This window comes from Enhydrobacter aerosaccus (assembly GCF_900167455.1).
GTDB classification, from domain to species: Bacteria; Pseudomonadota; Alphaproteobacteria; order Reyranellales; family Reyranellaceae; genus Reyranella; species Reyranella aerosaccus.
In genome coordinates this window covers 1,101,174-1,123,636 of the sequence record NZ_FUWJ01000001.1, presented here as the reverse complement: position 1 = coordinate 1,123,636, position 22,463 = coordinate 1,101,174, and the positions used below count along the sequence as shown (strand labels likewise).

At 64.3% G+C, this 22,463-nt stretch carries 20 protein-coding genes; 16 read left to right on the top strand and 4 right to left on the bottom strand.

The genetic code is table 11. The features are described 5' to 3' along the window. Positions 1-4: 4 nt before the first annotated feature. The gene (locus B5D62_RS05265; protein WP_085932734.1) at positions 5-919 is read right to left on the bottom strand and encodes a LysR family transcriptional regulator; all 915 of its coding nucleotides are present in this window, start codon (positions 917-919) and stop codon (positions 5-7) included. Between the two features lie 148 nt (positions 920-1,067). Between B5D62_RS05265 and B5D62_RS05260 the strand changes: the two genes are divergently transcribed. From B5D62_RS05260 to rpmG, 15 genes are all read left to right on the top strand, one after another. Continuing rightward, entirely contained in the window at positions 1,068-2,288 is a 1,221-nt protein-coding gene (locus tag B5D62_RS05260; protein ID WP_085932733.1) for an amino acid ABC transporter substrate-binding protein, read from the top strand. Positions 2,289-2,305: 17 nt separating this feature from the next. Beyond that, positions 2,306-3,172, top strand: coding sequence for a branched-chain amino acid ABC transporter permease (locus tag B5D62_RS05255; RefSeq protein ID WP_085932732.1), 867 nt, complete (start codon positions 2,306-2,308; stop codon positions 3,170-3,172). Then, entirely contained in the window at positions 3,169-4,104 is a 936-nt protein-coding gene (locus B5D62_RS05250) for a branched-chain amino acid ABC transporter permease (RefSeq protein WP_085932731.1), read from the top strand. The genes B5D62_RS05255 and B5D62_RS05250 overlap by 4 nt, the downstream gene beginning before the upstream one ends. After that, positions 4,097-4,846, top strand: coding sequence for an ABC transporter ATP-binding protein (locus B5D62_RS05245; RefSeq protein ID WP_085932730.1), 750 nt, complete (start codon positions 4,097-4,099; stop codon positions 4,844-4,846). The genes B5D62_RS05250 and B5D62_RS05245 overlap by 8 nt, the downstream gene beginning before the upstream one ends. Further along, positions 4,839-5,570, top strand: coding sequence for an ABC transporter ATP-binding protein (locus B5D62_RS05240; RefSeq protein WP_085932729.1), 732 nt, complete (start codon positions 4,839-4,841; stop codon positions 5,568-5,570). The genes B5D62_RS05245 and B5D62_RS05240 overlap by 8 nt, the downstream gene beginning before the upstream one ends. Before the next feature lie 36 nt (positions 5,571-5,606). Beyond that, entirely contained in the window at positions 5,607-6,368 is a 762-nt protein-coding gene (gene cnbZ / locus B5D62_RS05235) for a 2-amino-5-chloromuconate deaminase CnbZ (protein WP_085932728.1), read from the top strand. A gap of 133 nt (positions 6,369-6,501) precedes the next feature. Beyond that, a complete protein-coding gene (locus B5D62_RS05230) occupies positions 6,502-7,302 on the top strand; it encodes a hypothetical protein (protein WP_085932727.1) in 801 nt (266 codons plus the stop codon). 8 nt (positions 7,303-7,310) lie between these two features. Further along, complete coding sequence (gene plsY, locus B5D62_RS05225) at positions 7,311-7,931, top strand: glycerol-3-phosphate 1-O-acyltransferase PlsY (protein ID WP_085932726.1); 621 nt, start codon at positions 7,311-7,313, stop codon at positions 7,929-7,931. A gap of 68 nt (positions 7,932-7,999) precedes the next feature. Then, positions 8,000-9,193: an MFS transporter gene (locus B5D62_RS05220; RefSeq protein WP_085932725.1), complete on the top strand. Its 1,194-nt coding sequence runs from the start codon at positions 8,000-8,002 to the stop codon at positions 9,191-9,193. A 39-nt stretch (positions 9,194-9,232) separates the two neighbouring features. Continuing rightward, positions 9,233-10,288: a DNA-processing protein DprA gene (dprA, locus tag B5D62_RS05215; RefSeq protein WP_085932724.1), complete on the top strand. Its 1,056-nt coding sequence runs from the start codon at positions 9,233-9,235 to the stop codon at positions 10,286-10,288. Positions 10,289-10,339: 51 nt separating this feature from the next. After that, positions 10,340-13,033 carry a type I DNA topoisomerase gene (topA, locus tag B5D62_RS05210; RefSeq protein WP_085932723.1) on the top strand — a complete coding sequence of 898 codons (2,694 nt, stop codon included), beginning with the start codon at positions 10,340-10,342 and terminating at the stop codon, positions 13,031-13,033. Continuing rightward, positions 13,026-15,302, top strand: coding sequence for a ribonuclease R (gene rnr, locus B5D62_RS05205; RefSeq protein ID WP_085932722.1), 2,277 nt, complete (start codon positions 13,026-13,028; stop codon positions 15,300-15,302). The genes topA and rnr overlap by 8 nt, the downstream gene beginning before the upstream one ends. A gap of 23 nt (positions 15,303-15,325) precedes the next feature. Next, a complete protein-coding gene (locus B5D62_RS05200; protein WP_085932721.1) occupies positions 15,326-15,730 on the top strand; it encodes a DUF983 domain-containing protein in 405 nt (134 codons plus the stop codon). A gap of 49 nt (positions 15,731-15,779) precedes the next feature. Beyond that, positions 15,780-17,360 (top strand): S41 family peptidase, encoded by a 1,581-nt coding sequence (locus tag B5D62_RS05195; protein ID WP_139373724.1) that lies wholly within the window; start codon positions 15,780-15,782, stop codon positions 17,358-17,360. A 103-nt stretch (positions 17,361-17,463) separates the two neighbouring features. After that, entirely contained in the window at positions 17,464-17,631 is a 168-nt protein-coding gene (gene rpmG / locus B5D62_RS05190) for a 50S ribosomal protein L33 (RefSeq protein ID WP_085932719.1), read from the top strand. A gap of 85 nt (positions 17,632-17,716) precedes the next feature. Here rpmG and B5D62_RS05185 read toward each other — a convergent pair whose 3' ends face one another. From B5D62_RS05185 to B5D62_RS05175, 3 genes are all read right to left on the bottom strand, one after another. After that, positions 17,717-19,168 (bottom strand): aldehyde dehydrogenase family protein, encoded by a 1,452-nt coding sequence (locus B5D62_RS05185; protein ID WP_085932718.1) that lies wholly within the window; start codon positions 19,166-19,168, stop codon positions 17,717-17,719. Between the two features lie 111 nt (positions 19,169-19,279). Beyond that, a complete protein-coding gene (locus B5D62_RS05180) occupies positions 19,280-20,494 on the bottom strand; it encodes an acyltransferase family protein (RefSeq protein ID WP_170920792.1) in 1,215 nt (404 codons plus the stop codon). Between the two features lie 55 nt (positions 20,495-20,549). Beyond that, entirely contained in the window at positions 20,550-21,098 is a 549-nt protein-coding gene (locus B5D62_RS05175) for a cysteine hydrolase family protein (protein ID WP_085932716.1), read from the bottom strand. A 68-nt stretch (positions 21,099-21,166) separates the two neighbouring features. Here B5D62_RS05175 and B5D62_RS05170 point away from each other — a divergent pair, with 68 nt between their 5' ends. Next, positions 21,167-22,276, top strand: coding sequence for an LLM class flavin-dependent oxidoreductase (locus tag B5D62_RS05170; protein ID WP_085932715.1), 1,110 nt, complete (start codon positions 21,167-21,169; stop codon positions 22,274-22,276). Positions 22,277-22,463: the final 187 nt, after the last annotated feature.

Sequence of the window (22,463 nt, the reverse complement as noted above, 5' to 3'; positions counted from 1 at the left end):
CACGCTACGCCTCGGCTCGCCCATCCGCTTCCATCCTCGCCACGACCAGGTCCGCAACCAGCTTCGCTGCGGGAGAAGCCCTCGCGACGCTCGACTGAACGAGGGTGGTCTGGGTCGCTTCAAGCCTCTTGTCCCGCAACGGCACAGCGACGAGCGCACCGGCTTGGATGAGCGGGAGGGCAGTGCTGCGAGGCAAGAACGTCCCGAGGTGCGAACTCGCCACGACAGCCTGGGCGAAGGCAAGCGAGTTGGTCTCATGATGGACTTCGAGCGGCACACGCGCCCGAGCACAGGCCTTGTCGATCTCCTGTCGGATGCCGAAGGAGCTATCGGGCACGACCACGCGTAAGCCCGCCAGCTCGCGGACCGAGCAGCTCCGCCGGGACGCAAGACGATGGCGTGGCGACACGATCAGACAGAGCGACTGACGCATGTGAGCCAATTCGATTAAATCGCGGCGCGGCGCACGGCCGAACACCAGGCCCAGATCGACATCGTTCTGCCCGACCATGTCGGCCACGTCGCGCGAACCGACCGCTGTCATGGAAATTGAGATGCCTGGGTGATCGCGCGACAGGTCGACGACGAAGTCGGACAGGAAGCGCACGAGTAAGCCTTCGACAGTTGCGATCTTTACATGCCCTCGCCGAAGGGAGGCGAATTCCCCGACGCCGCTGCGCAGGCTGTCGAGCTGCTGACGGTTCTCGACAGCGTAGCGATAGAGCATGTGGCCGACATCAGTCAGGCTCATGCCACGGGCTCCGCGCTTGAACAGCTTGACTGACAGCTCGTCCTCCAGCCCCTGGACCTGCCGGCTGATGGCACTGGGCGCAATCCGCAACGCCGCGGCCGCCTGCTTGATGGAGCCGCATTCTGTCACGACACGGAAATAGCGCAGGGCGGCTGATTCGATCGCCATGATTTGTTCGACTTTGCACGATTATGAGGCAAAGGAAACTGCGAATTCTATTTTCTCGATCTGACCAGTCTAATTTCGATGCTTTTTTTCGAGCCCTTTATTTGTGACCCTCACTCCTCGGGGTTGGATAGGGATGGAGGGATCCTGCATGTTTCGCTCTCGGCTCAGCCGCCGCGCCGTCGCTTTCGGCGCAATTGCATTGGCGATCGGCGCAATTGGCGGTCTGCCCTCCATGGCATCCGCGGAGGATGTGATCCGGATCGGAGCGCCGTTGCCGATTACCGGTCCACTGGCACCCGAGGCGATCAAGCAGAAGCAAGGTTATGATCTGTGGGCCGCCCAGGCCAACAAGGCTGGCGGCATTTCCGTCGGCGGCAAGAAGTACAGGGTCGAGATCGTCTACGTCGACTACCAGTCCAATACGCCACGCGCTGTCCAGGCGACCGAGCAGCTGATCACCCAGGATCACGTCAATTTCCTGTTTGGTGCCTTTGGCTCCGGCGCCGCCAAAGCAGCCAGCACCGTTTCCGAGAGATACAAGGTACCCACCTTGGCTGCCACCGCGTCGTCGTCTCAGGTCTATGACCAAGGCTACAAGTACCTGTTCGGCACTTTCACGCCCAACGACACGTTGACGACCCCGCTCACGAAGATCGTCAAGGCTCAAGCGCCTGATGTGAAAAAAGTGGCGATCCTTGCCCGCAACGACCTCTTCCCGCTGGCAATCGCACAGGAGATGGAGAAGTCCGCCAAGGCAAACGGCATCGAGGTCGTCTTCTTCGACAAATATGCGATTGGCACGCTTGATCATTCGGCAACGCTGTCGCAGATCAAGTCATTGTCGCCGCAATGGATCTTCATCACCGGCTACACCAACGACCTGTTGCTGGCCCGCAAGCAGATGGTCGACCAGCAGATCAAGGCGCCGGTGGTAACCATGATCGCCGGTCCTGCCTACCAGGAATTCATCGACGCCCTGGGGCCGAGCGCCGAGAATGTCAGCAGCGCCGCCTGGTGGCATCCGGCCGAGCAGTATGATGGCAAGGACATCTTCGGAAAGACGTCCGAATTCGTGAAGCTGTTCCGCGAGAAGTACAACAGCGAACCGGACTATGGGCAGGCTTCGGCGGCGCTCTGCGGAGCCCTATTCCAGCTCGCGATCGAACAGGCGGGTTCGATTGATCGCGACAAAGTACGCGACGCGCTTGCCAAGATGGATGTCGTGACGTTCTTCGGTCCGGTCAAGTTCGGGGCGAACGGGCAGATCAACTCGCTCGATCCGCCTGTGTTTCAGATCCAGAGCGGCAAGCCTGTCGTGGTGTTCCCGCAGGCGATCAAGCAGGGCGACCTCAAGCTCGGCGTGAACTGAGCTCGACGATCAACGCAATGCTGGCGGCTCAGGTCCTCGTCAATGCAGCGGTGCTGGGCTGCCTCTATGCTTGCATCGCGATCGGCTTCTCCCTTGTCTGGGGCGTGCTGAACGTCATCAACCTCATCCACGGCTCTCTGATCGTGCTGGGCGCATATCTCGCCTGGGGTCTGTACCAGTGGACAGGAATCCTGCCCTGGTATGTTCTGGTGCTCACCGCACCCCTCTTCTTCGGCATCGGGTATCTGTTGCAGCGGCTGCTGCTCAACAGGGTGATCACGGCCCCAGTGCTGGTCACACTCACCCTGACGTTCGGGCTCGACCTCATCCTGAACAACGCGATGATCTACTTCTTCAAGGCCGACTACCGGAAGCTCACCCTGGTGCCGTCGCTGGGCTCGTTGTCGATTGGCGGCGTGGTCGTTCCGGTCGACCGTGTGATCGCAACGGCCTTCGCTCTCGTGCTCACCGGGCTTCTTTACCTGCTGTTGCGCCGCTCGCGCGTAGGTCGTGCCGTCGTCGCGGTCCGTCTCGATCGTGATGCCGCGGTCCTGATGGGCGTCGACGTGAAATCCATCTATGCCATCGCCTTCGGACTCGGCGCAGCCTTGGCGGGATGCGCTGGCGTACTGATGGCATTGATCTTCCCGATCTCGCCCCTCACCTCCTCCGCCTATCTCGGCAAGGCATTCGTCGTTTGCGTGCTGGGTGGATTGGGCAGCGTTTCGGGCGCACTAGCCGGAGGCGTTGCCCTGGCGCTCGTCGAAGGCATCGGGGCAGTCGTTGTCGGCCCCTCGTATGCCACGACCCTGTCCTTCCTGCTCCTGATCGCGTTCCTGATCGTGCGGCCGCAGGGCCTGTTGGGTCGGAAAGGCTTCGAATGATCCGGCCGAGCATCGTTCTTGTGGCCTTGCTGGCGGTCATTGCGCTGCTGCCGCTCGCAGGAGACGCCTACGCGCTGCGACTCGGCACGATCGCCTGCATGTACGGCATCTTCGCCCTGTCATGGAACATCGTGGGAGGCTTCCTCGGTTATCCCTCGTTCGCCACGGCAGCATTCTTCGGCTTCGGCGCCTATACGACCGGCGTCCTGATGACGCTTGGGGCGTCGCTACCGCTCGCGCTTCTGGCGACTCTCGTTGCCTCCCTCGTTGGTGCTTCGGTCCTGGGGGCGGTGCTGCTGCGGCTGCGCGGCCACTACTTCGCCATCGCCAGCCTCTCACTGGTGGAAGTGCTGCGTGAGGTCGTGAACAACGCGACTGACCTCACCGGCGGTGGCATGGGGCTCAACATCCCGCTCGCGTCGAATGCCAGCATCCTGGGCGACGCCATCTTCTACTTCTATGCCATGTGGATTGCCCTGGCCCTGACAGCCGCGATGGTGGTGGCAGTATCTGCCTCCAAACTAGGCTTCGGCCTTGCCTGCATTCGCCAGAATGAGACAGCGGCCAACATGGTTGGCTTGAATACAACCCTCTACAAGAGCATCGCCTTCGGCTTGTCGGCCTGCTTCGTCGGGGTCGCTGGCGGCATCTACGCCGTCTGGGTCCACTACATCGACCCGTCCGACGTGTTCGACATTCTTTATTCGGTCAAGCCGATCGTCATGTCGCTGATGGGCGGACTGGGCTCGCCGGTTGGCGTCGTCTGCGGGGCGCTGGTCTACCTCGGCCTCGAGGAAGTGGTCTGGCGCAACTACATCCAGATCCATTCCGGCCTGCTTGGCCTGCTGGTGGTGCTGTTGCTGCTGTTCCTGCCGCACGGACTCGTTTCCTTGCGCGGGCGCCTTTTCCGGCGCGGGACGGGCCATGCCTGAGATTCTGACCCTCGCCGGTGTGTCGCGCCGTTTCAGCGGCCTGCAAGCGCTACGCGACGTCAACCTTAAGATCGCCGGCGGCGAGATCGTCGGTCTGATCGGACCCAACGGCGCCGGCAAGACCACCTTGGTCAACACGGTTTGCGGTGTGACGCCAGCAAGCGCCGGCACCGTGACTTTCGCCGGACGGGACATCACACGGTTGAAGCCGTACCAGGCAGCACGACTGGGACTCGCCCGCACCTTCCAGATCGTACAGCCCTTTGCCGAATTCTCCGCTCTCGACAACGTGGCTACGGCGGCGTTGTTCTCGCGGCCTGGCCAAAGCCTGAAGGTGGCGCGCGAGAATGCGCGCCAGCATCTCGCCTTCGTCGGCCTCGACGGGCAGGCGGATCAGCCTGCCGCCACGTTGACGCTGGCGATGCGTAAACGCCTGGAACTTGCCAAGGCGCTGGCGATGAGTCCGAAGATCCTGTTCCTCGACGAGGTGAATGCCGGACTGAACAGTGCGGAGGTCGAAAAGGCGACAGCGCTCATCCGCCAGCTCGCGGCCGGAGGGCTCACGATCGTGATGATCGAGCACCTCATGAAAGTCGTATTGAACGTCTGCACGCGCATCGTGGTGTTGCACAACGGCGAACTGATTGCCGACGGTGCGCCGCGGAATGTAGTCCGCAATCCTGCTGTAATCGACGCCTATCTCGGCCAGCAATACGCACAGCGGCACGCCGGTCATGGCTGACATCCTCGTCGCAGAAGTCCAGGACCTGCGCGCCGGATATGGCGAAATCCAGGTCCTGTGGGGCATCGATCTGGCCGTTCCTGCCGGAGAAATCACCGCGCTGATCGGATCCAATGGCGCCGGCAAGACCACGTTGATGCGCGCCTTGTCGGGTCTCATCCCGGCGCAATGCACCCGCTACCGCACGGACGGTGTCGATCTCGCCGGCGCCACCGCGGCGCAAATCATCGCCCAGGGAATCGTACATGTCCCCGAGGGACGGCGACTCTTCGGCGCCATGAGCGTCGAGGACAACCTCCTGATGGGAGCCTATTCGCGCAACATCAGACGCGCCGACCTCAGGCGCGATCTCGATCGGGTCTACTCGACGTTCCCGAAGCTACGCGAGCGACGCGGCCAGGCCGCCGCCACCCTATCCGGCGGCGAGCAGCAGATGTGCGCCATCGGCCGTGGCCTGATGGCGGCACCGCGGCTCCTTATGATCGACGAACTGTCACTCGGCCTGTCGCCGCTATTGGTCGAACAGCTCGTCGCTGCACTCCGTGAGTTGAACAGCCAAGGCATGTCGATCCTCCTCGTCGAGCAGGACGTCACCGTCGCGCTGGAACTCTGTCATTCGGCCTATGTCATGGACATGGGACGCATCGTGCGGACCGGCCAGGGCCACCAACTCCTGGCCGATCCCATCATCCGCGACGCCTATCTTGGGGTTCCCACCGATTAGGGCGTCGGCTTCGCTTCCAATGCAACGAGAGATGACATGATCAAGACAGTGGATATGACGGCCGGTGGCTACACCTTCATGCCCGGTGTGTCCCAATATTCGTGCGGAGTGGCCGCGCTTCCCGGCTTCACCATTGAACGTGTCCGCTTCAGCGAAGTCGTGCCGATGAAACAGGGATTCAGGAAGATCGCCGACATCCTGAAGGCGGCGGGTCGACCGTTGCATGCATTCTGCGCCTGCGAACTCCGGTCTCCAGCACCTTTCAGCGAGCAGGGTTTCAAGGCTTTCAACGAAACCTACGTCGAGACCTTGGCCGAGTGGGACATTATCATCGACGGCTTCAATCCGATCGCCCGCAGCAACGTCTGCCCCAAGCTCGCGCCGCCCGCCGAGCCCGGCTTCCACGCCTTCTGCTTTACGCGGCCCGCAGCCGAGGCGCAGCCTTCGTTCGTCGTTTCCGGCTCCGGGGAATCGGTGGAAGGAAAAGCCAATTATCGCGACCACACGGTTCGCCTGGGCGACACCAGTCCCGACGGGATGCTTGAAAAGGCGAAGTGGGTGCTAGACGAAATGGAGCGCCGCATGAGTGCCTTTGGCGGCGATTGGCAGCGAACCACCGCCGTCCAGCTCTACACCGTCCAGGACATCCATCCGTTCCTCGAATCGGAGCTCGGCCGCCGCGGCGTACTTCGCAACGGTCTCACCTGGCATTATAACCGCCCGCCAGTGGTTGACCTCGAATACGAAATGGACTGCCGGCGTGTTCATCTGGAGCGTGTCGAAGACGTCCGGCCGTAGAAGGTCCACTCCTTAGCCGGATGCTCCTCCGTGCCGGGTTGGGTTGGGTGGCGCGACGATAAGCAGACTGAAAATGCCTCGAAACGGCCATTTGGTCTGCTATGGTCGCGCCTCCCGTAAGCAAGGCACCGTAATGATGCACCGACATTCCCTCCTTCTTGGCGGCGCGCTGCTCGCCGTCGCCAGCACTGGCCATGCCCAATCCGGCCGCTCCCGGGAAGACCTGCTCGATGAGCTGACGCGGCATATCCAGATCTGTTCCGAGATCGGCGACAGCCAGCAGCGGCTTGCCTGCTACGACAAGGTGCAGACGCAGGTGGGAGACGTCTCGACACCGGCACCTTCTGCGCCGCAGCCGACACCGCTCGCCACCAGCCGGCCGCCGGCACCGCAACCGCTCGCCCCGCCACCTGCTCCCTCGACGCCGGAGCCGACGACGGGAGGTTCAGGCATCAGCGGTACGCCGCTTTCGCCGCCGCCGCTAACGGTACCGGGCGGCGGTGTCGCCACCCTCGGCGGCTCGCAGATGCAACCGGCTCCGACATCGCCGGATCCGGATCGCGCTTTCGATCCCACCGCGAGCGCCGGCTCGGGAGGTCCGATCGGGCCGCCGCCGCAGCCGACAATTCGCCGTACGGGCCCGCGGCCGATCCCCTACTCGTCGCAGCAGATGCCGCTGATCACCCTGAGCGCCAGCAATCTGACCTACGGCAACTCGCGCCATTGGCAGGTGTCGATCTCGATCACGTCGAACACGCCGAAGACGGTGGATACCCAGATCCAGTGCACCTTCCGGAATGCCGGGCGATCGGTCGGCGAAGCCTATTTCGGCCCGACACCACTGGCGCCCGGTGAGCAGATCTCGACCGAGCTGTACGGGCCGCCCACGACAGCCTATGTCGATTCGGTGAACTGCCGCGCGCTGAGCCCCTGACGCTTTCGATGCAGTGGTACGCCTTTCATATCGTGGTCCCAGCGGCTCTTGGCTATCTGCTGGGCTCGATTCCTTTCGGGCTGCTGCTGACGCGTGCCGCCGGTCTGGGAGACATCCGCAAAGTCGGGTCCGGCAATATCGGCGCCACCAACGTGCTGCGGACCGGGCGAAAGGGTCTTGCGGCGGCGACGCTGCTGCTGGATGCGCTGAAAGGCTTCGGCGCCGTCCTGATCTGCGGCGTGTTCGGACCGATCGCGGCAGCGGCGGCGGCGCTTGGCGCGGTGATCGGCCATATGTTCCCGGTTTGGCTGTCCTTCAAGGGCGGCAAGGGCGTTGCCACCACCCTGGGTGTCATGTGGGGCCTGGGCTGGCCGGTCGGAGCCATCACCTGCGCTGCGTGGTTGGTGCTCGCCGCCCTGTTCCGCTATTCGTCCCTGGCAGCGCTCGTCAGCGTCGCAGTCGGTGCGATCGCCTCCTGGTTCCTGCTCGAAACGCCACTCGCGGTGGCGATCACCGTGCTCGTGCCTCTGGTCTGGATCCGGCATCACGAAAATATCGATCGCCTGCTCAAAGGCGTTGAGCCGAAGATCGGCGCCAGCAAGACCAGGACAGATACGCCGGCCGCATAGCGAGGCTGACGGCCGGACCGCAATTGCCCGTGCCCGGTCATGGCGATAGGGTCGCGCGCGTCGGCTCCATGACTTCTTCTCACGCTTCCCGCGCGCTGCCTTGGGCCCTCATCGGCGCCGCCTGCCTCGGTTCCTTTGCCGCAACGTCGAGCGGTACGACGCGCGCACCGTTCCTGTTGGAAATGGCTCGCGATCTCGACGTCAGCATGCCGCTGGTGGCCAATCTGGTTTCGATGACGGCAACGGCTTGGGGCATCACGTCGGCGGTCGGCGGTTATTTGTCCGACCTGATCGGACGGCGCCTGCTCATCATCGTTGCCCTGCTGGCCCTGGCGCTGGCCATGTGTGCGCAGGCCAACGCGGCCAATTTCCTGTCGGTGGCCATTTCAGCAAGTGCCGGTGGCGGGTGTGCCGGCGCGTTCATGGGCGTCGTGTTCGCCGAAGTCTCAGCCCGTGTCCCGGACAGCCAGCGTGGCCGCGCCTTGGGATGGGTCATGAGCGGCCAATCGCTGACGCTGGTGCTGGGGGTACCGCTCGCGGCGTGGGTGGGCTCGATGATCGGCTGGCGCGGCTGGAATCTCTGCGTGGCCGCCCTTGCCCTCGCCGCCAGCCTCAGCCTCGCGCTGACCGTCGAACCGACAGAGCGCAGCAGCAAGGGCACCTCCACGCGGCGGCCCGCCCTGCACCGGGTCCTCTCCGCTCGTGTGCTGGCGTTGCTTGGTACCGGCATCACGGAACGCATCTGCTACGGCCTCGCCGCCATCTACTTCGCCACGTTCCTGCAGGCCGTCTATCATCTCTCGCTGGCGGACATTGCCATTCCCCTGGCCGTGTTCGCACTCGGCAACGTGCTCGGCACCATTGTCGGTGGCCAGCTTGCCGACCGCCTGCGCGATCGCCTCCTCACCTTTGCCATTGCCATCGTCCTGTCCGGGGTCGCCGCGCTCGGCCTCTTCATGTGGCATCCAAGTCCGGCGATCTCCCTGGCCCTGGGCTTCCTCTACGTGATGCTCAACGCGCTGGGCCGGCCCTCCTACATGGCATCGCTCGCTTCTGTTCCCGACGATGTACGCGGCATGGTCATGGGATTGAACGGCACTTCGGCAAGCCTGGGCTGGATCTGCGCGGCTGGTCTGGGCGCCGTGATGATCAGCATCGTGGGCTTCGAAGGCTTCGGGCCGCTGGCCGCCCTGCTCGGTTTTCTGGGCGGGATCGGCGCCTTCCTCTGCCGGCACATGACGAGGGCTGCAAGCAACCTATAGTTGTTTTACTTTTGTTCCCGCTCGTTTTAGGATCTAGCCATGTTCGATGGCTCAGAGACGTGTGAACTGGATCCTGGCGAACGGCGCGCAAGGTTGCGCCTGGCGCGCACGCCCCGCATCGGTCCGGTCTCGTTCCACGAGGCGCTGGATCATTTCGGCTCGGCGCGGCGGGCCTGCCAGGAACTGGACGTCGTGCCGGACTCTCGAATTGCGCACGAAGAGCAAGGGCTGGCAGCGCGCGGTGGACAATTCCTGGTCCTTGGCGATTCAGCTTATCCGCCGGCGTTGGCCGCGTTGCCGGATGCTCCACCGGTCCTCTCCGCCATTGGCGACCTCGGACTCCTCGCCCGGGAGACGGTGGCGGTGGTCGGTGCCCGCAACGCGTCGATGGCGGGCTACCGGTTGGCAGCCGACTTCGCCGCGGGTCTCGGTCAGGCCGGCTTCGCCGTCGCCTCCGGCCTGGCCCGCGGGATCGACACCGCAGCCCATGAAGCGGCGCTGGCCACAGGAACGATCGCCGTGCTTGCAGGCGGCATCGACCAGGTCTATCCGCCGCAGAACGCGTCGCTGCAGGCGGCAATCGCCCGGCAAGGCCTCCTGCTCAGCGAAGCTGCCTGGGGCTCCCCGCCCGTCGCCCGCGCCTTTCCACGCCGCAACCGCATCGTCAGCGGCCTGTCGAAGGGTGTGGTGGTGATCGAGGCTGCGGCGAAATCAGGGTCGCTGATCACGGCGCACAGGGCTGCGGAGCAAGGACGGGAAGTCTTCGTCGTGCCCGGCTCGCCTCTGGACTGCCGCTACGAGGGCTCCAATACCCTTATCCGTGAAGGGGCGATTCTGGCCCGCGACGTGAACGATATTATAAGTGTGTTCGGTCGACCTCCGGCACCGGTACAACGCTCTGATAAACCAGCAAAAAAGCTTCATGACACAGAGGCTGCAAAGGTAATGGAGGCGATGGGCTCGGCGCCCACCGCGGTTGACGAACTGGTACGCCGATGCCAAGTGTCCGCCGCCACCGTGGCGGAGGTATTGCTGGCCCTCGAGCTGGAAGGCCGCCTGGAGAGGCACCGGGGCAACCGAGTATCTCTGATTTAAATCAGTGACTTAGCTCTGGTTTTTATTGATTTACTGGAGCTTGTTTCGACGATGGATGTGTTGGTCGTCGAGTCGCCTGCCAAGGCAAAGACGATTGGGAAGTATCTCGGCCCCGGCTACACCGTGCTGGCCTCCTATGGCCATGTGCGCGACCTGCCGGCCAAGGACGGGTCGGTTCGCCCGGACGAGGACTTCGCCATGGATTGGGAGGTCGATGGGGCCTCCCAGAAGCGTCTCGACGCGATCGCCAGCGCGGTCAGCAAGGGCGGCCGTCTCTATCTCGCCACCGACCCAGATCGCGAAGGCGAAGCCATTTCCTGGCACGTCCTCGACGTTCTGGCGCGCCGGAAAGCACTGCAGGGCGTCGACGTCAAACGCGTCACCTTCAACGCCATCACCAAGCAGTCGGTCCTCGACGCGGTCGCCCATCCGCGCGACCTCGACCAGCCCCTGATCGACGCCTATCTCGCGCGTCGCGCGCTGGACTATCTGGTCGGCTTCACCCTGTCGCCGGTGCTGTGGCGCAAGCTGCCGGGCAGCCGGTCGGCCGGCCGTGTGCAGTCCGTGGCGCTGCGCCTGATCTGCGAGCGCGAGGCCGAGATCGAGGTTTTCAAGAGCCGCGAATACTGGACCGTCGACGCCGTCTTCGGCACCACCAAGAAGCAGACGCTGAGGGCCCGCCTCACCCATCTCGACGGTCGCAAGCTCGACAAGTTCGACCTCGACACCGCCGAACGCGCCGAAGCCGCCAAGCGCGAGATCGAGCGCCGCGCCTTCTCCGTCTCGTCCGTCGAGCGTCGCCAGGTCAGGCGCAATCCCCCGCCGCCCTTCATCACCTCGACGCTGCAGCAGGAAGCCTCGCGCAAGCTGGGGCTGGGCGCGGCCACGGCGATGCGCATCGCCCAGAAGCTGTACGAAGGCGTGGATATCGGCGGCGAGACGGTGGGTCTGATCACCTACATGCGAACCGACGGCGTGCAGCTCGCGCCCGAGGCAATCGGTCAGACGCGCCGTCTCATCGAGGATCGCTACGGCCCGAGCTATGTGCCGGAAAAGCCGCGCGTCTACACTTCCAAGGCCAAGAACGCCCAGGAAGCGCACGAGGCGATCCGGCCCACCGACCTGTTCCGCACGCCGCAGGACGTCGCCGCCTATCTCGACAGGGACCAGCTCGGCCTCTACGAGCTGATCTGGAAGCGCACCGTTGCCAGCCAGATGGAAAGCGCGGTGCTCGACCAGGTCACGATCGATATCGCCAGCGGCGACAAGAACGTGATCCTGCGCGCCACCGGTTCGGTGGTGCGCTTCAACGGCTTCCTGACGCTGTACGACGAAGGCCGGGACGAGAACCCGGAGGACGAGGAGAGCGGTGCCATCCTGCCGGACGTGGCGGAGAGCGAGCCGCTCGACCGGCGCGAGGTCATCCCCGAGCAGCATTTCACCGAGCCGCCACCGCGCTATTCCGAAGCCAGCCTGGTGAAGAAGCTGGAGGAACTCGGCATCGGCAGACCCTCGACCTATGCTAGCATCATCGAGGTGCTGCAGAGGCGCAATTACGTTCGCCTGGACCGCAAGCGTTTCGTGCCGGAGGACCGCGGCCGTATCGTCACGGCCTTCCTTCAGACCTACTTCCCGCGCTACGTCGAATACAACTTCACCGCCCATCTCGAGGAAGAGCTGGACGAGATTTCCGACGGAAAGATCGACTGGCGCCAGGTGCTGCGCGACTTCTGGCGCGAATTCTCCTCCGCCGTCGGCGAGACCAAGGACCTTCGGGTGAGCGAGGTGCTGGACAAGCTCGACGAAGAGCTGGGACCGCACTTCTTTCCTGCCAACGACAATGGCGGCAAGAGTCCGCGTGAATGCCCGTCCTGCGGCAATGGACGCCTTGGCCTCAAGCTCGGCAAGTTCGGCGCCTTCATCGGCTGCTCGAACTATCCGGAGTGCCGCTTCACCCGCAAGCTCGGCATCGTCGATGCCGAGGCCGATGCCGCCTCCGGCGCCAATCTCGACAAGCCGAAGGTGCTGGGCATCGATCCGGCCACCGGCAAGGAAGTCACCCTGCGCAATGGGCCGTACGGCCTCTATGTCCAGCTGGGCGAGCCCGAAGGCAAGGAGAAGCCCAAGCGCCAGTCGCTGCTGCGCGGCATGACGCCCGACGAGGTCACTCTCGAAAAGGCATTGGCGCTGCTTTCCCTGCCGCGCGAGCTCGGCCCGCATCCCGAGGACGGTCAGCCGATCCTGGCCGGCGTCGGCCGCTTCGGGCCCTATGTGAAGCACGGCAGCAAGTACAAATCGATCCCGGCGGACGAGAGCGTGCTCGATATCGGCATGAACCGCGCCGTGGCGCTGCTGGCGGAAGCCAAGCAGGCGCGCGGTCGGGCCGCCGCCAAGCCGCTGCGCGTCATCGGTGAGCATCCCGGCGATCAGCAGCCAATCGAGCTCTATGAAGGTCGTTACGGCCCCTACGTGAAGCATGGCGGCGTCAATGCCACCATCCCGCGCGACATCAAGCCAGACGACCTCACGGTCGAGCAGGCTGTGTCCCTGCTGGCCGAGCGTGCCGCCAAGGGCGGCGCCAAGAAGCCGAAGGGCCGAGCCCGGAAGGCCGCGCCGGTCGCCGCCAACGATGCCGGCGAGACATCGCCGCCGAAGAAGACCGCGCCCAAGAAGAAGAAGGCGGCGCCCAAGCGAAAGGCCAAAGCCAAGGCCGACATCCCGCCGCGCACCGGAACCGATGGCTAAAGGCCGCGTCCCAACCCGCGACGAACTGCTGACCTTCATCAAGGAGAGCACAACCCCGGTCGGCAAGCGCGAGATCGCGCGTGCCTTCGGACTGAAGGGCGATCAGCGCATCGAGCTCAAGGAGCTGCTGCGCGATCTGCGTGACAAGGGCGACATCGCGGCCGACCGCGCCAAGACCTTCAAGCCACCCGGTGCGCTCGCCGACATCGCCGTGCTGGAGATCGTCAAGGTCGACCAGGACGGCCATCTGCTGGCCGTGCCGCGGCGGCACGACGAGGAAACCGAAGGTCCACCGCCGCGCATCATCGTCGATCCGCATGCCGTGCGCGGTGGCGTCGCTCCCGCCGTGGGCGACCGCGTGCTCGCCTCGCTCAAGCGACGCGGCAAGACGAGCTACGAGGCGCGGATCATCCGCAGGCTCGGCAGCGGCCCCAAGAAGATCCTCGGCCTGTACGAGGAGCCGGCCGGCGCGGGCGGGCTCGGCAAGGTCAGCCCGACCGACCGCAAGCTCCGGCGCGAATTCGACATCAAGCCGGCCGACCGCAACGGAGCCGAGCCCGGCGACATCGTCTGGATCGAGGAGATCGGCGGCCACCTGTCGCGCCGCGCCCGCGTGATCGAACGCATCGGGCGCATGAGCGATCCGCGCACCGTGAGCCTGATCTCGATCGCCGCCAACGATATCCCCGTCGACTTCCCCGAAGCCGCACTCGAGGAAGCCGAGCGGGCCAAGGCGGCGCCGCTTGGCGATCGACTCGACCTGCGCCAGGTGCCGCTGGTCACGATCGACGGCGAGGATGCCCGCGATTTCGACGATGCCGTCTTTGCCGAACCCGATCCTGATCACGAAGGCGGATGGCGGTTGCTGGTCGCCATCGCCGACGTCGCCTGGTACGTGCGGCACGACAAGGCGCTCGAGCGCGCCGCCTATCGCCGCGGCACCTCGGTCTATTTCCCCGATCGCGTCGTGCCGATGCTGCCCGAGGCGCTCAGCAACCACTGGTGCTCGCTGGTGCCGAACCAGGACCGTCCGGTGCTGGTCGCGGAGATGTGGATCGATGCCGACGGCCATCTCAAGCGCCATCGGTTCCATCGCGCCATGATGCGGTCTGCCGCCCGTCTCACCTATTCGCGGGTGCAACGCGCGGTGGACGGCATGCCCGACGAGGAAACCGGGCCGCTGATGGACAGCGTCATCACCCCTCTCTACGGCGCCTTCCGCGTGCTGCTGCAGGCGCGTGAGAAACGGGGAGCGCTCGATCTCGACCTGCCGGAGCGGCTGGTCAAGTTGGGCGAGGACGGACGCATTGCCGAGATCGGCGTCCGCGAACGGCTCGACAGCCACCGGCTGATCGAGGAGTTCATGGTGCTGGCCAATGTCGCGGCGGCCCAGGCGCTCGAACAGCGCCGGAGCCCCTGCCTGTACCGCGCCCACGATCAGCCCGATGCGGCCAAGCTCGAGGCGCTGCGCGAATTCCTCGGCACCCTGGGGCTTTCGGTACCGGCGGGACCGCGCCTGCGGCCGGCCGATCTCAATCGCATCCTCCAAGCCGTCGTCGACAAGCCCGTCGCGCGCCTGGTCAACGAAACGATCCTGCGCAGCCAGAGCCAGGCGGTCTACAGTCCCGACAATGTCGGGCATTTCGGCCTCGCCCTTGCCCGCTACGCCCACTTCACCTCGCCCATCCGCCGGTTCCCCGATCTGATCGTGCATCGTGCGCTGATCGCTGCCTTCGGGCTGGGCGACGGCGGTCTTGCCGAGGCCGATCGCACCCGCTTCGAGGAATTCGGCGAACATCTGTCGATGTGCGAACGGCGCGCGGTCGCGGCCGAACGCGGTGCCATGGATCGGTATGTCGCCGCTTACATGGCCCAGCATGTCGGCGCGACCTTCGCCGGACGCGTGACCTCGGTGACCCGATTCGGGCTCTTCCTGAGCCTGGATGGCACGGGTGCCGACGGCCTGCTGCCGGTGCGCAGCCTCGGCCAGGAGTTCTTCCGCCACGAAGAAGGCCGGCAGATGCTGATCGGCGAGCGAACCGGCGAGAGCTTCGGGCTCGGCGATCGTCTGCGGATCAAGCTGGTCGAAGCCGACGCCTCGACCGGCGGCCTGCTGTTCGAGTTCGTCGACGTCGTCGAGCGGGTCGAGCGCCATGCGCTGCCGAGAGGTCATCGCGGCAAGCGGCCGGGAGCGCGGCCAGACGGTCCGCGTCGTCCGGTCGCGCGCCGGCCCGGCGGTCGGGACAAACGGTCGCGACGACGAACGTAGGCAAAACGCCCATCTTGGGCGCAATGTCCCAAACACACGCTCCCGTGGATTTCCGGACCGCGCTATACCGAGGTTGGCGTGGCCGTTGCCCTCGCTGCGGCGAGGGAACGCTTTTCGGCGGCTACCTGAAGATGCGAAGCCTCTGCCCCGCTTGCGGGCTGGGCCTCGAGCCCTATCGGGCGGACGACGCCCCAGCTTATTTCACGATCTTTGTTGTAGGTCATATTGTCGTCCCGCTCGTGCTGATAGTAGAGCGCTACGGAAACCAGCCGCCGCTCTGGTTCCATGCGTTGCTGTGGTTACCCCTGTCGGTCCTGCTGGCGCTGCTGCTCCTGCCGCGCTTCAAGGGATCGGTGATCTCGCTGCTGTGGGTCTACCGCGTGGCCGCGCCCAAGCCTTCGACGAGCGGCATCGACGTTTCTTCGTGATGGCGCGGTGTTCGCTTGCGCTCCGCGCCGCTTATCGTAGGGTATATAGGTGCCGCTGATCCGTCTTTTCCGTCTGGCGCTGTTCCATACCACAGCCGCCCTGCTCGCCGCCTCGTTGGTCGCTTCCTGTGAAACGAGAGGCGGACCGTCCACACCCCCGAGCACAGCGGCATCGGCCACCGAGGCCAGCCCCGAACGCGTGGTGCTCCAGGCCTATCGGTTGATCGCCGACCGCCACGTCAACGAACCGGATTTCCGCAAGATCGCGATCGAGACCTATCGCGGCTTCGCCAGCGCCGATCCCGAACTGTCGCTGCAGGCCAACGACCAGACCTTCACGGTCTTCCGGGACGGCAAGGAAATCCTGTCGCGACCGGCACCGACCGATCCGGCCGACGGCCGCGCCTGGGGCGCGATGCTGACCGACCTGTTCGCCTCGTCGATCGAGGCCTCTCCTGTGCTGAAGCGAGCCGACCGGGGAGCCTTGACCAAGGCGGCCATGGTGGCGACCACCAGCCAGCTCGACAAGAATACCCGTTACGCCGATCCGGACGAGGCTCGCGACAATCGCTTCCAGCGCGATGGCGGCGGCGGCATTGGAATCACCCTCGAACGGACCGGCGAAAACCAGATCGTCATCCGGGCGATCCAGGACGGGTCGCCGGCCGCCAAGGGCGGGATCCGCGTCGGCGACCAGGTCCTGGCGATCGACGGCGAAAGCATGGTCGGGCGGCCGCTGATTGACGTCGTTCACAAGCTGCGCGGACCGGTCGGCGCGCCGGTCTCGCTGACCGTGCTCCACCAGGACGGTCAGAACATCACCGCGCCGCTGCGGCGTGGTCGTATCATCCCGACAACGGTCACCTATGAGCGTGACGGCAACCTGGCCCTGATCCATCTGACGGGTTTCAATACCGCGACGACGGATTCGCTCGTGCAGGCCATCGACAAGGCCAAGGCCGAGATCGGACCGGAGCTCGGTGGCATCATCATCGACATGCGCGGCAATCGCGGCGGCCTGCTCGACCAGGCCGAATCGGTCGCCGAGCTGTTCATCGGCGATGGCGTGATCTTCTCGACCAAGGGCCGCCATCCCGATGCCGACCGGACCTACCGCAGCGACAGTCACGATCGCGCCAGCGATCTGCCGATCGTGGTGCTGGTGAACGGAAACTCGGCCTCTGCCGCGGAAATCGTGGCCGCTGCCCTGCAGGATCGCGGCCGCGCTGTCGTCGTCGGGACGACGAGCTACGGCAAGGGCACCGTCCAGACCGTCGTCCGGCTGCCCAACCAGGGCGAGCTGATCCTGACGTGGTCGCGGCTGATCGCCCCCTCCGGCTATACCTGGAACGAATTGGGCGTGATGCCGAACATCTGCACCGCCAAGGTGCCCGACGTCGACAAGCTCGGTGCATCCCTGGTCGACGGCAGCCGCTCGCTATTGCAGCACTGGCATGCCGAGCGTCATCCCGGTCCTCAGGAAGTGGCCGATTTGCGCAAGATCTGCCCACCGGGCGAGGATTCCCCGGAACGGGATGTCGATATCGCGACCCGGCTGCTGCACAATCCGACGCTCTACGCACATGCCGTGCGACTGGGCTCGATCGACCAGGCTTCGGCGCCGCGCTGACCGGGCCCGTCCGGCCCTTTCTCGCGGCGCTTGACACGGCGCGTTTGCTGACTACTTTGCCCGCCTCTCAGGAATTCGCCCGCCGGGGCACAGGGAAAATACCATGGCCAAGCCGACCTCGATCCTCATCAAGATGGTGTCCAGCGCCGACACCGGCTTCTTCTACGTGACCAAGAAGAATCCGCGTACCAAGACCGAGAAGCTCGAACTCAAGAAGTACGATCCGGTTGCGCGCAAGCACGTCGTCTTCAAGGAATCGAAGATCAAGTAAGCAGCCGACGCGATCCCCGCCGGATCGCCTGGAAACGCAAAAGCCGCCCTTTCGGGCGGCTTTTTCGTTGGAGGGCTGCCAGGTATCAGGCCGCCTTGGGCTTGGGCACCCAGCCCATGACGGCCTTGATTTCGAGGAACTCCTCGAAACCATACTCGCCCCATTCGCGGCCGTTGCCCGACTGCTTGTAGCCACCGAACGGCGCGCCGAAATCGGGACCAGCCCCATTCAGGTGCACATTGCCGGTGCGCAGGCGCGACGCGACCTTGCGGGCGCGCTCGATATCGCCGGATTGGACGTAGCCCGAAAGACCGTAGACCGTATCGTTGGCCTGCTTGATGGCGTCCTCGTCGCTGTCATAGGCCAGCATCGTCAGGACCGGTCCGAAGATCTCCTCGCGGGCGATGGTCATGTCGTTGGTGACATTGGCGAAGACGGTCGGACGGACATAGTAGCCCCGGTTCATGTTTTCCGGACGGCCGGGACCGCCGGTGACCAGGGTCGCCCCCTCCTCGATGCCCTTCTGGATCAGGGCCTGGATCTTGTTGAACTGAACTTCACTCACCACCGGGCCGATCGTGCCGGGACCGGCGTCGGGAGTGGCCGGATCCACGACCTTGATCTTCTCGGCCGCCGCCTTGGCGACCGCGATGGCGGCATCGTTCTTGGCCCGCGGCACGAACATGCGCGAAGGCGCGTTACAGGACTGACCGGAGTTCAGCATCATGCTCATGACCCCGGACGACACGGATTTCGTCAGATCGGCGTCGTCGAGCACGATATTGGCCGACTTGCCGCCCAGCTCCTGCGCCACCCGCTTGACGGTATCGGCGGCCGCCTTGGCGACGGCGATGCCTGCGCGGGTCGAGCCGGTAAACGACATCATGTCGATCCCTGGATGGGACGACATCGCCTCGCCAACGCTCGGCCCATCGCCGTTGACCAGATTGAAGACTCCCGCCGGCACGCCCGCTTCGTGGAGCACCTCGGCGAACAGCATGGCGTTGAGCGGTGCCACTTCCGAGGGTTTGAGGACGATGGTGCACCCGGCAGCAAGAGCCGGCGCCACCTTGCAGACGATCTGGTTGATCGGCCAGTTCCACGGCGTGATGAAGCCGCACACGCCGACCGGCTCCTTCAGGATGGCCGTGGTGCCGCGCACCTCCTCGAACGGATATTCCTTGAGGATCTTCAGTGTCTCATTCAAGTGGCCGAGGCCGGTGCCTGCCTGCGCTGCCTTGGACAGCCACAGTGGCGCGCCCATTTCCTGGCTGATCGCCTCGGCGATCGCCTGATACTTGCCCTTGTAGGCGGCGATGATCTTCTCGAAGAGGGCGACCCGCTCCTCGCGCGTCGTGCGCGAATAGGTTTCAAAGGCTCGGCGCGCGGCCGCGACCGCCTTGTCCACATCCGCCTTGGAGCCGAGCGAAATACGCGCGAAAGCCTCCTCGTTGGCGGGATTGATGACGTCGAGCGTCTTTGGCGTCACGGGATCCACCCACTTGCCATCGATATAGAATTGAAGCCGCTCCAGCATGTCATCCCTCCTCGAACTGCATCACACGATTTCCATGATGCCGGCATGTTACCCAGCGCCACACTGATCGCCTAGAGCAATGGCGGTCGCAAGATCGAGGAGCGGTGCCCCCTATTGGGCCGGTCGGTCCGGCCACCGCGGCGGGCGCTGCAGCGCTTTTCCGCCGTGCCGCGACGCGGCTGCCTCCAGGAATCGGCGCTTTGCCCTGTCGACCGGCGCGGACCAGGCCATCGCCCAGTCGCACGCAACCCTGCGCCACGCCAGGACCCTCTTCTCGACGAGATGCCACGAGAGGAAGGCGCAGATACCGGTGATCGGCAAACCCAGTGCGGTGTTGACGATCCAGGTGCGATGATCGGGCAGGAGCTGGACGATCGCCTGCTGGATCGGGAAGCTGTAGAGGTAAAGGCCGTAGGAATAGTCGCCGCTGGCAACCACCCAGATCCGCCTCGGATTCTGCAAGCCGAGATAGACGGTGACGTAGCAAAGCGGGAACACGGCGACATAGAAGAGGTCGGCCGTCGACAACAGGATCCACGTCGCCGCCAGTGAAGCGAAGAACAGCATGCGGCTGTAGGGAATGCGGTGGCGCGCCACATACAGCCACAGCCCGACCATGGCCGAGATGATCAGCATGCGGCCGGGAGGACCGTACTGCATGGCATGCGGCGCCGCTCCGAACACTTGCTTGAGGGTCAGGTACGATATCAATGCGATCGAGATCCCGAGGACCCATTTGCTGCGTGTCGCAAGTCCCAGGAAGCCGAAAAAGCCGGCCATAAGATAGCTCTTCAGCTCGTAGGGTATGGTCCAGAGCTGGCCGTTGACGTTGTCCGGCAACGGATTGTCCAGAAACACGCCGGGCAACTGAATATGAACGTAACCGACGACGTTCAGGAGATAGCTCCAGAATCTGGGATGCGAGAAGTAATCGGACCAGTTCCAGGTCGTCAGCAGGGTGCCTAGCAAGAAGGCGGAGAGCAGCACTTCCACGGCCAGCGCCGGCATGATGCGCAGCACGCGCAACGTGAAGAAGACAGGTAGCGTGTTGCGCTCCAGGCTGCCCGCCACAAGGAACCCGCTCAACGCGAAGAAGGACGGCAACAGGAAGTAGCCCACCGGCCGAGCCGGTCCCAGAAACACCCAATCCGACACCGACCAGCCGTAGCAGACGAAGAACGCGTGGTACGCCACGAACACGAACGACAGGATCAACCGTAGATAGTCGAATCCCGATGGATGCCTTTGCGTCTCTGCAAGCCGATCCTGCAACGTCTGGCCAAGGTCGATCCACCGCCTCCTGCCCGACGTTTTGTCGTCTCCCATGGTTTCTCCCCAAGAGCGCGCCGCCCCCAACTCACGTTGCGGCCCCGCGATCACGTCAACGCTTTCCCAACACCTCGTCGGTGGTTGTAACCGTTGCATATTCCCCATCCAACAGGGCCAAAGTCAGTTGGTGAACATCCTCGGCCGACCACAGTCGCCCGGTCAGGTCGCGCTTGTCGCACGACCAACAGGCATCGCCCGGCAGGTACACGTCGAAGCCGAGATTGGCGGCCACGCGCACCGTCGCTTCGACGGAGTTGGCCAGGAGCACGCCGCAAATGATCAAGGGCGGACGACCGAGAGCCTCGAGGCGCACGGTCAGGTCGGTACCGACAAAGGCACTCTGAACACACTTGGCAATCACCGGCTCTCCGGGCAGCGGCGCAGTCAGGGGCAGGAAGTCGTTGCCAGGTTGCCCCGGACGGAACGGCGAGCCGGCAGATTTCGAATCGTGCTTCACATGAAAGATCGGCCAGTTGCGCTGCCGCCAGGCCGTCAGCAATCGACCGATATTCTGCTCTGCGTCGGGATTGTTCCGAGGGCCCCATTTGGCATCCTCCATCGCCTTCTGTTGGTCGATGAGGATCAGCGCCTCTCCAGTCATGCGTACATATCCCCTTGCGCCTTCCGAACAATGGTAGTCGACTTCCTCCCATAAGACAGGAGGAAACGATGCAATTCGGATATTTCACGATGCCATCGCACCCACCCGAGAGGCCGCTCAAAGACGGCCACGAGTGGGACCTTCAAGTGATCCGATGGCTGGATGAACTCGGCTTCACCGAATGCTGGATCGGTGAACATCATACGGCGCCCTGGGAGCCGCACCCTTCACCCGATCTTCTGGTCGCGCAGGCGTTGATGCAGACCAAGAAGATCCGCCTTGGTCCCGGCGGCTTTCTGTTGCCGTACCATCACCCGGCTGAACTCGCCAACCGAGTCGCCATGCTCGATCACATCTCCGGCGGCCGACTGAATTTCGGCGTTGCCGCTTCCGGGCTGCCAAGCGACTGGGCGATGTTCAATGTCGACGGCATGTCGGGCGTCAACCGTGACATGACCCGCGAAGCCCTCGACATCATCCTGAAGCTGTGGAGCTCGAACGAGCCGTTCGACTACAAGGGCAAGTACTGGCACGTGACCAAGCCCGACACGATGTTCGGCTTCCTGAAGCCGCACATCAAGCCGCTGCAGTCACCGCATCCGCCGATCGGCGTCGCGGGTCTGTCCAAGAATTCGGACACGCTCAAGCTGGCCGGTGAAAAAGGCTTCCTGCCGATGAGCCTCAACCTCAATCCGGGCTATGTCCGCAGCCATTGGGACTCGGTAGAGGTCGGCGCGGCAAAAGTCGGCCGCACGCCCAATCGCAGCGACTGGCGGGTCGTACGTGAGGTGTTCGTGGCCGATACCGACGAGGAGGCGATGAAGCTCTCGGTCGGTGCCAACATGGGCCGGATGATGCGGGAGTATTTCCTGCCCCTGCTCGCCCAGTTCGGCTTCTTCGAATACCTGAAGCACGATCCCAGCGTGCCGGATTCCGACGTGACGCCGGAATACTGCGCCAAGCACAACTGGATCGTCGGCTCGCCCAAGACCGTGATCGAGAAGATCGAGAAGATCTATGACGAGGTCGGCGGCTTCGGCCAGCTCCTGGTGTTCGGCTTCGACTACGTCGACAAGCCGGACGCCTGGCGTCGCTCGCTCGAGCTTCTATCGCGCGAGGTGATGCCCAAGGTGCAGCATCTCAAGCCGACCGCTCCGAAGCGAATGGCCGCCGAATAGGAAACATCCTCAGGCGACGGAAAAGCCGGCTCTGGCCGGCTTTTCTTTTGGGCAGGCGATCGCCGTGCCGTGCTCGACGCCGTTGGCGACCGGAATCCAAGGCTGAGTGGAAACCACTGTAAGGTCGTCTCCGTCTGCCCGGGAGGATGGATGTCGTTTTCGTCGCTTCGGCGAGCCCACAACAGGT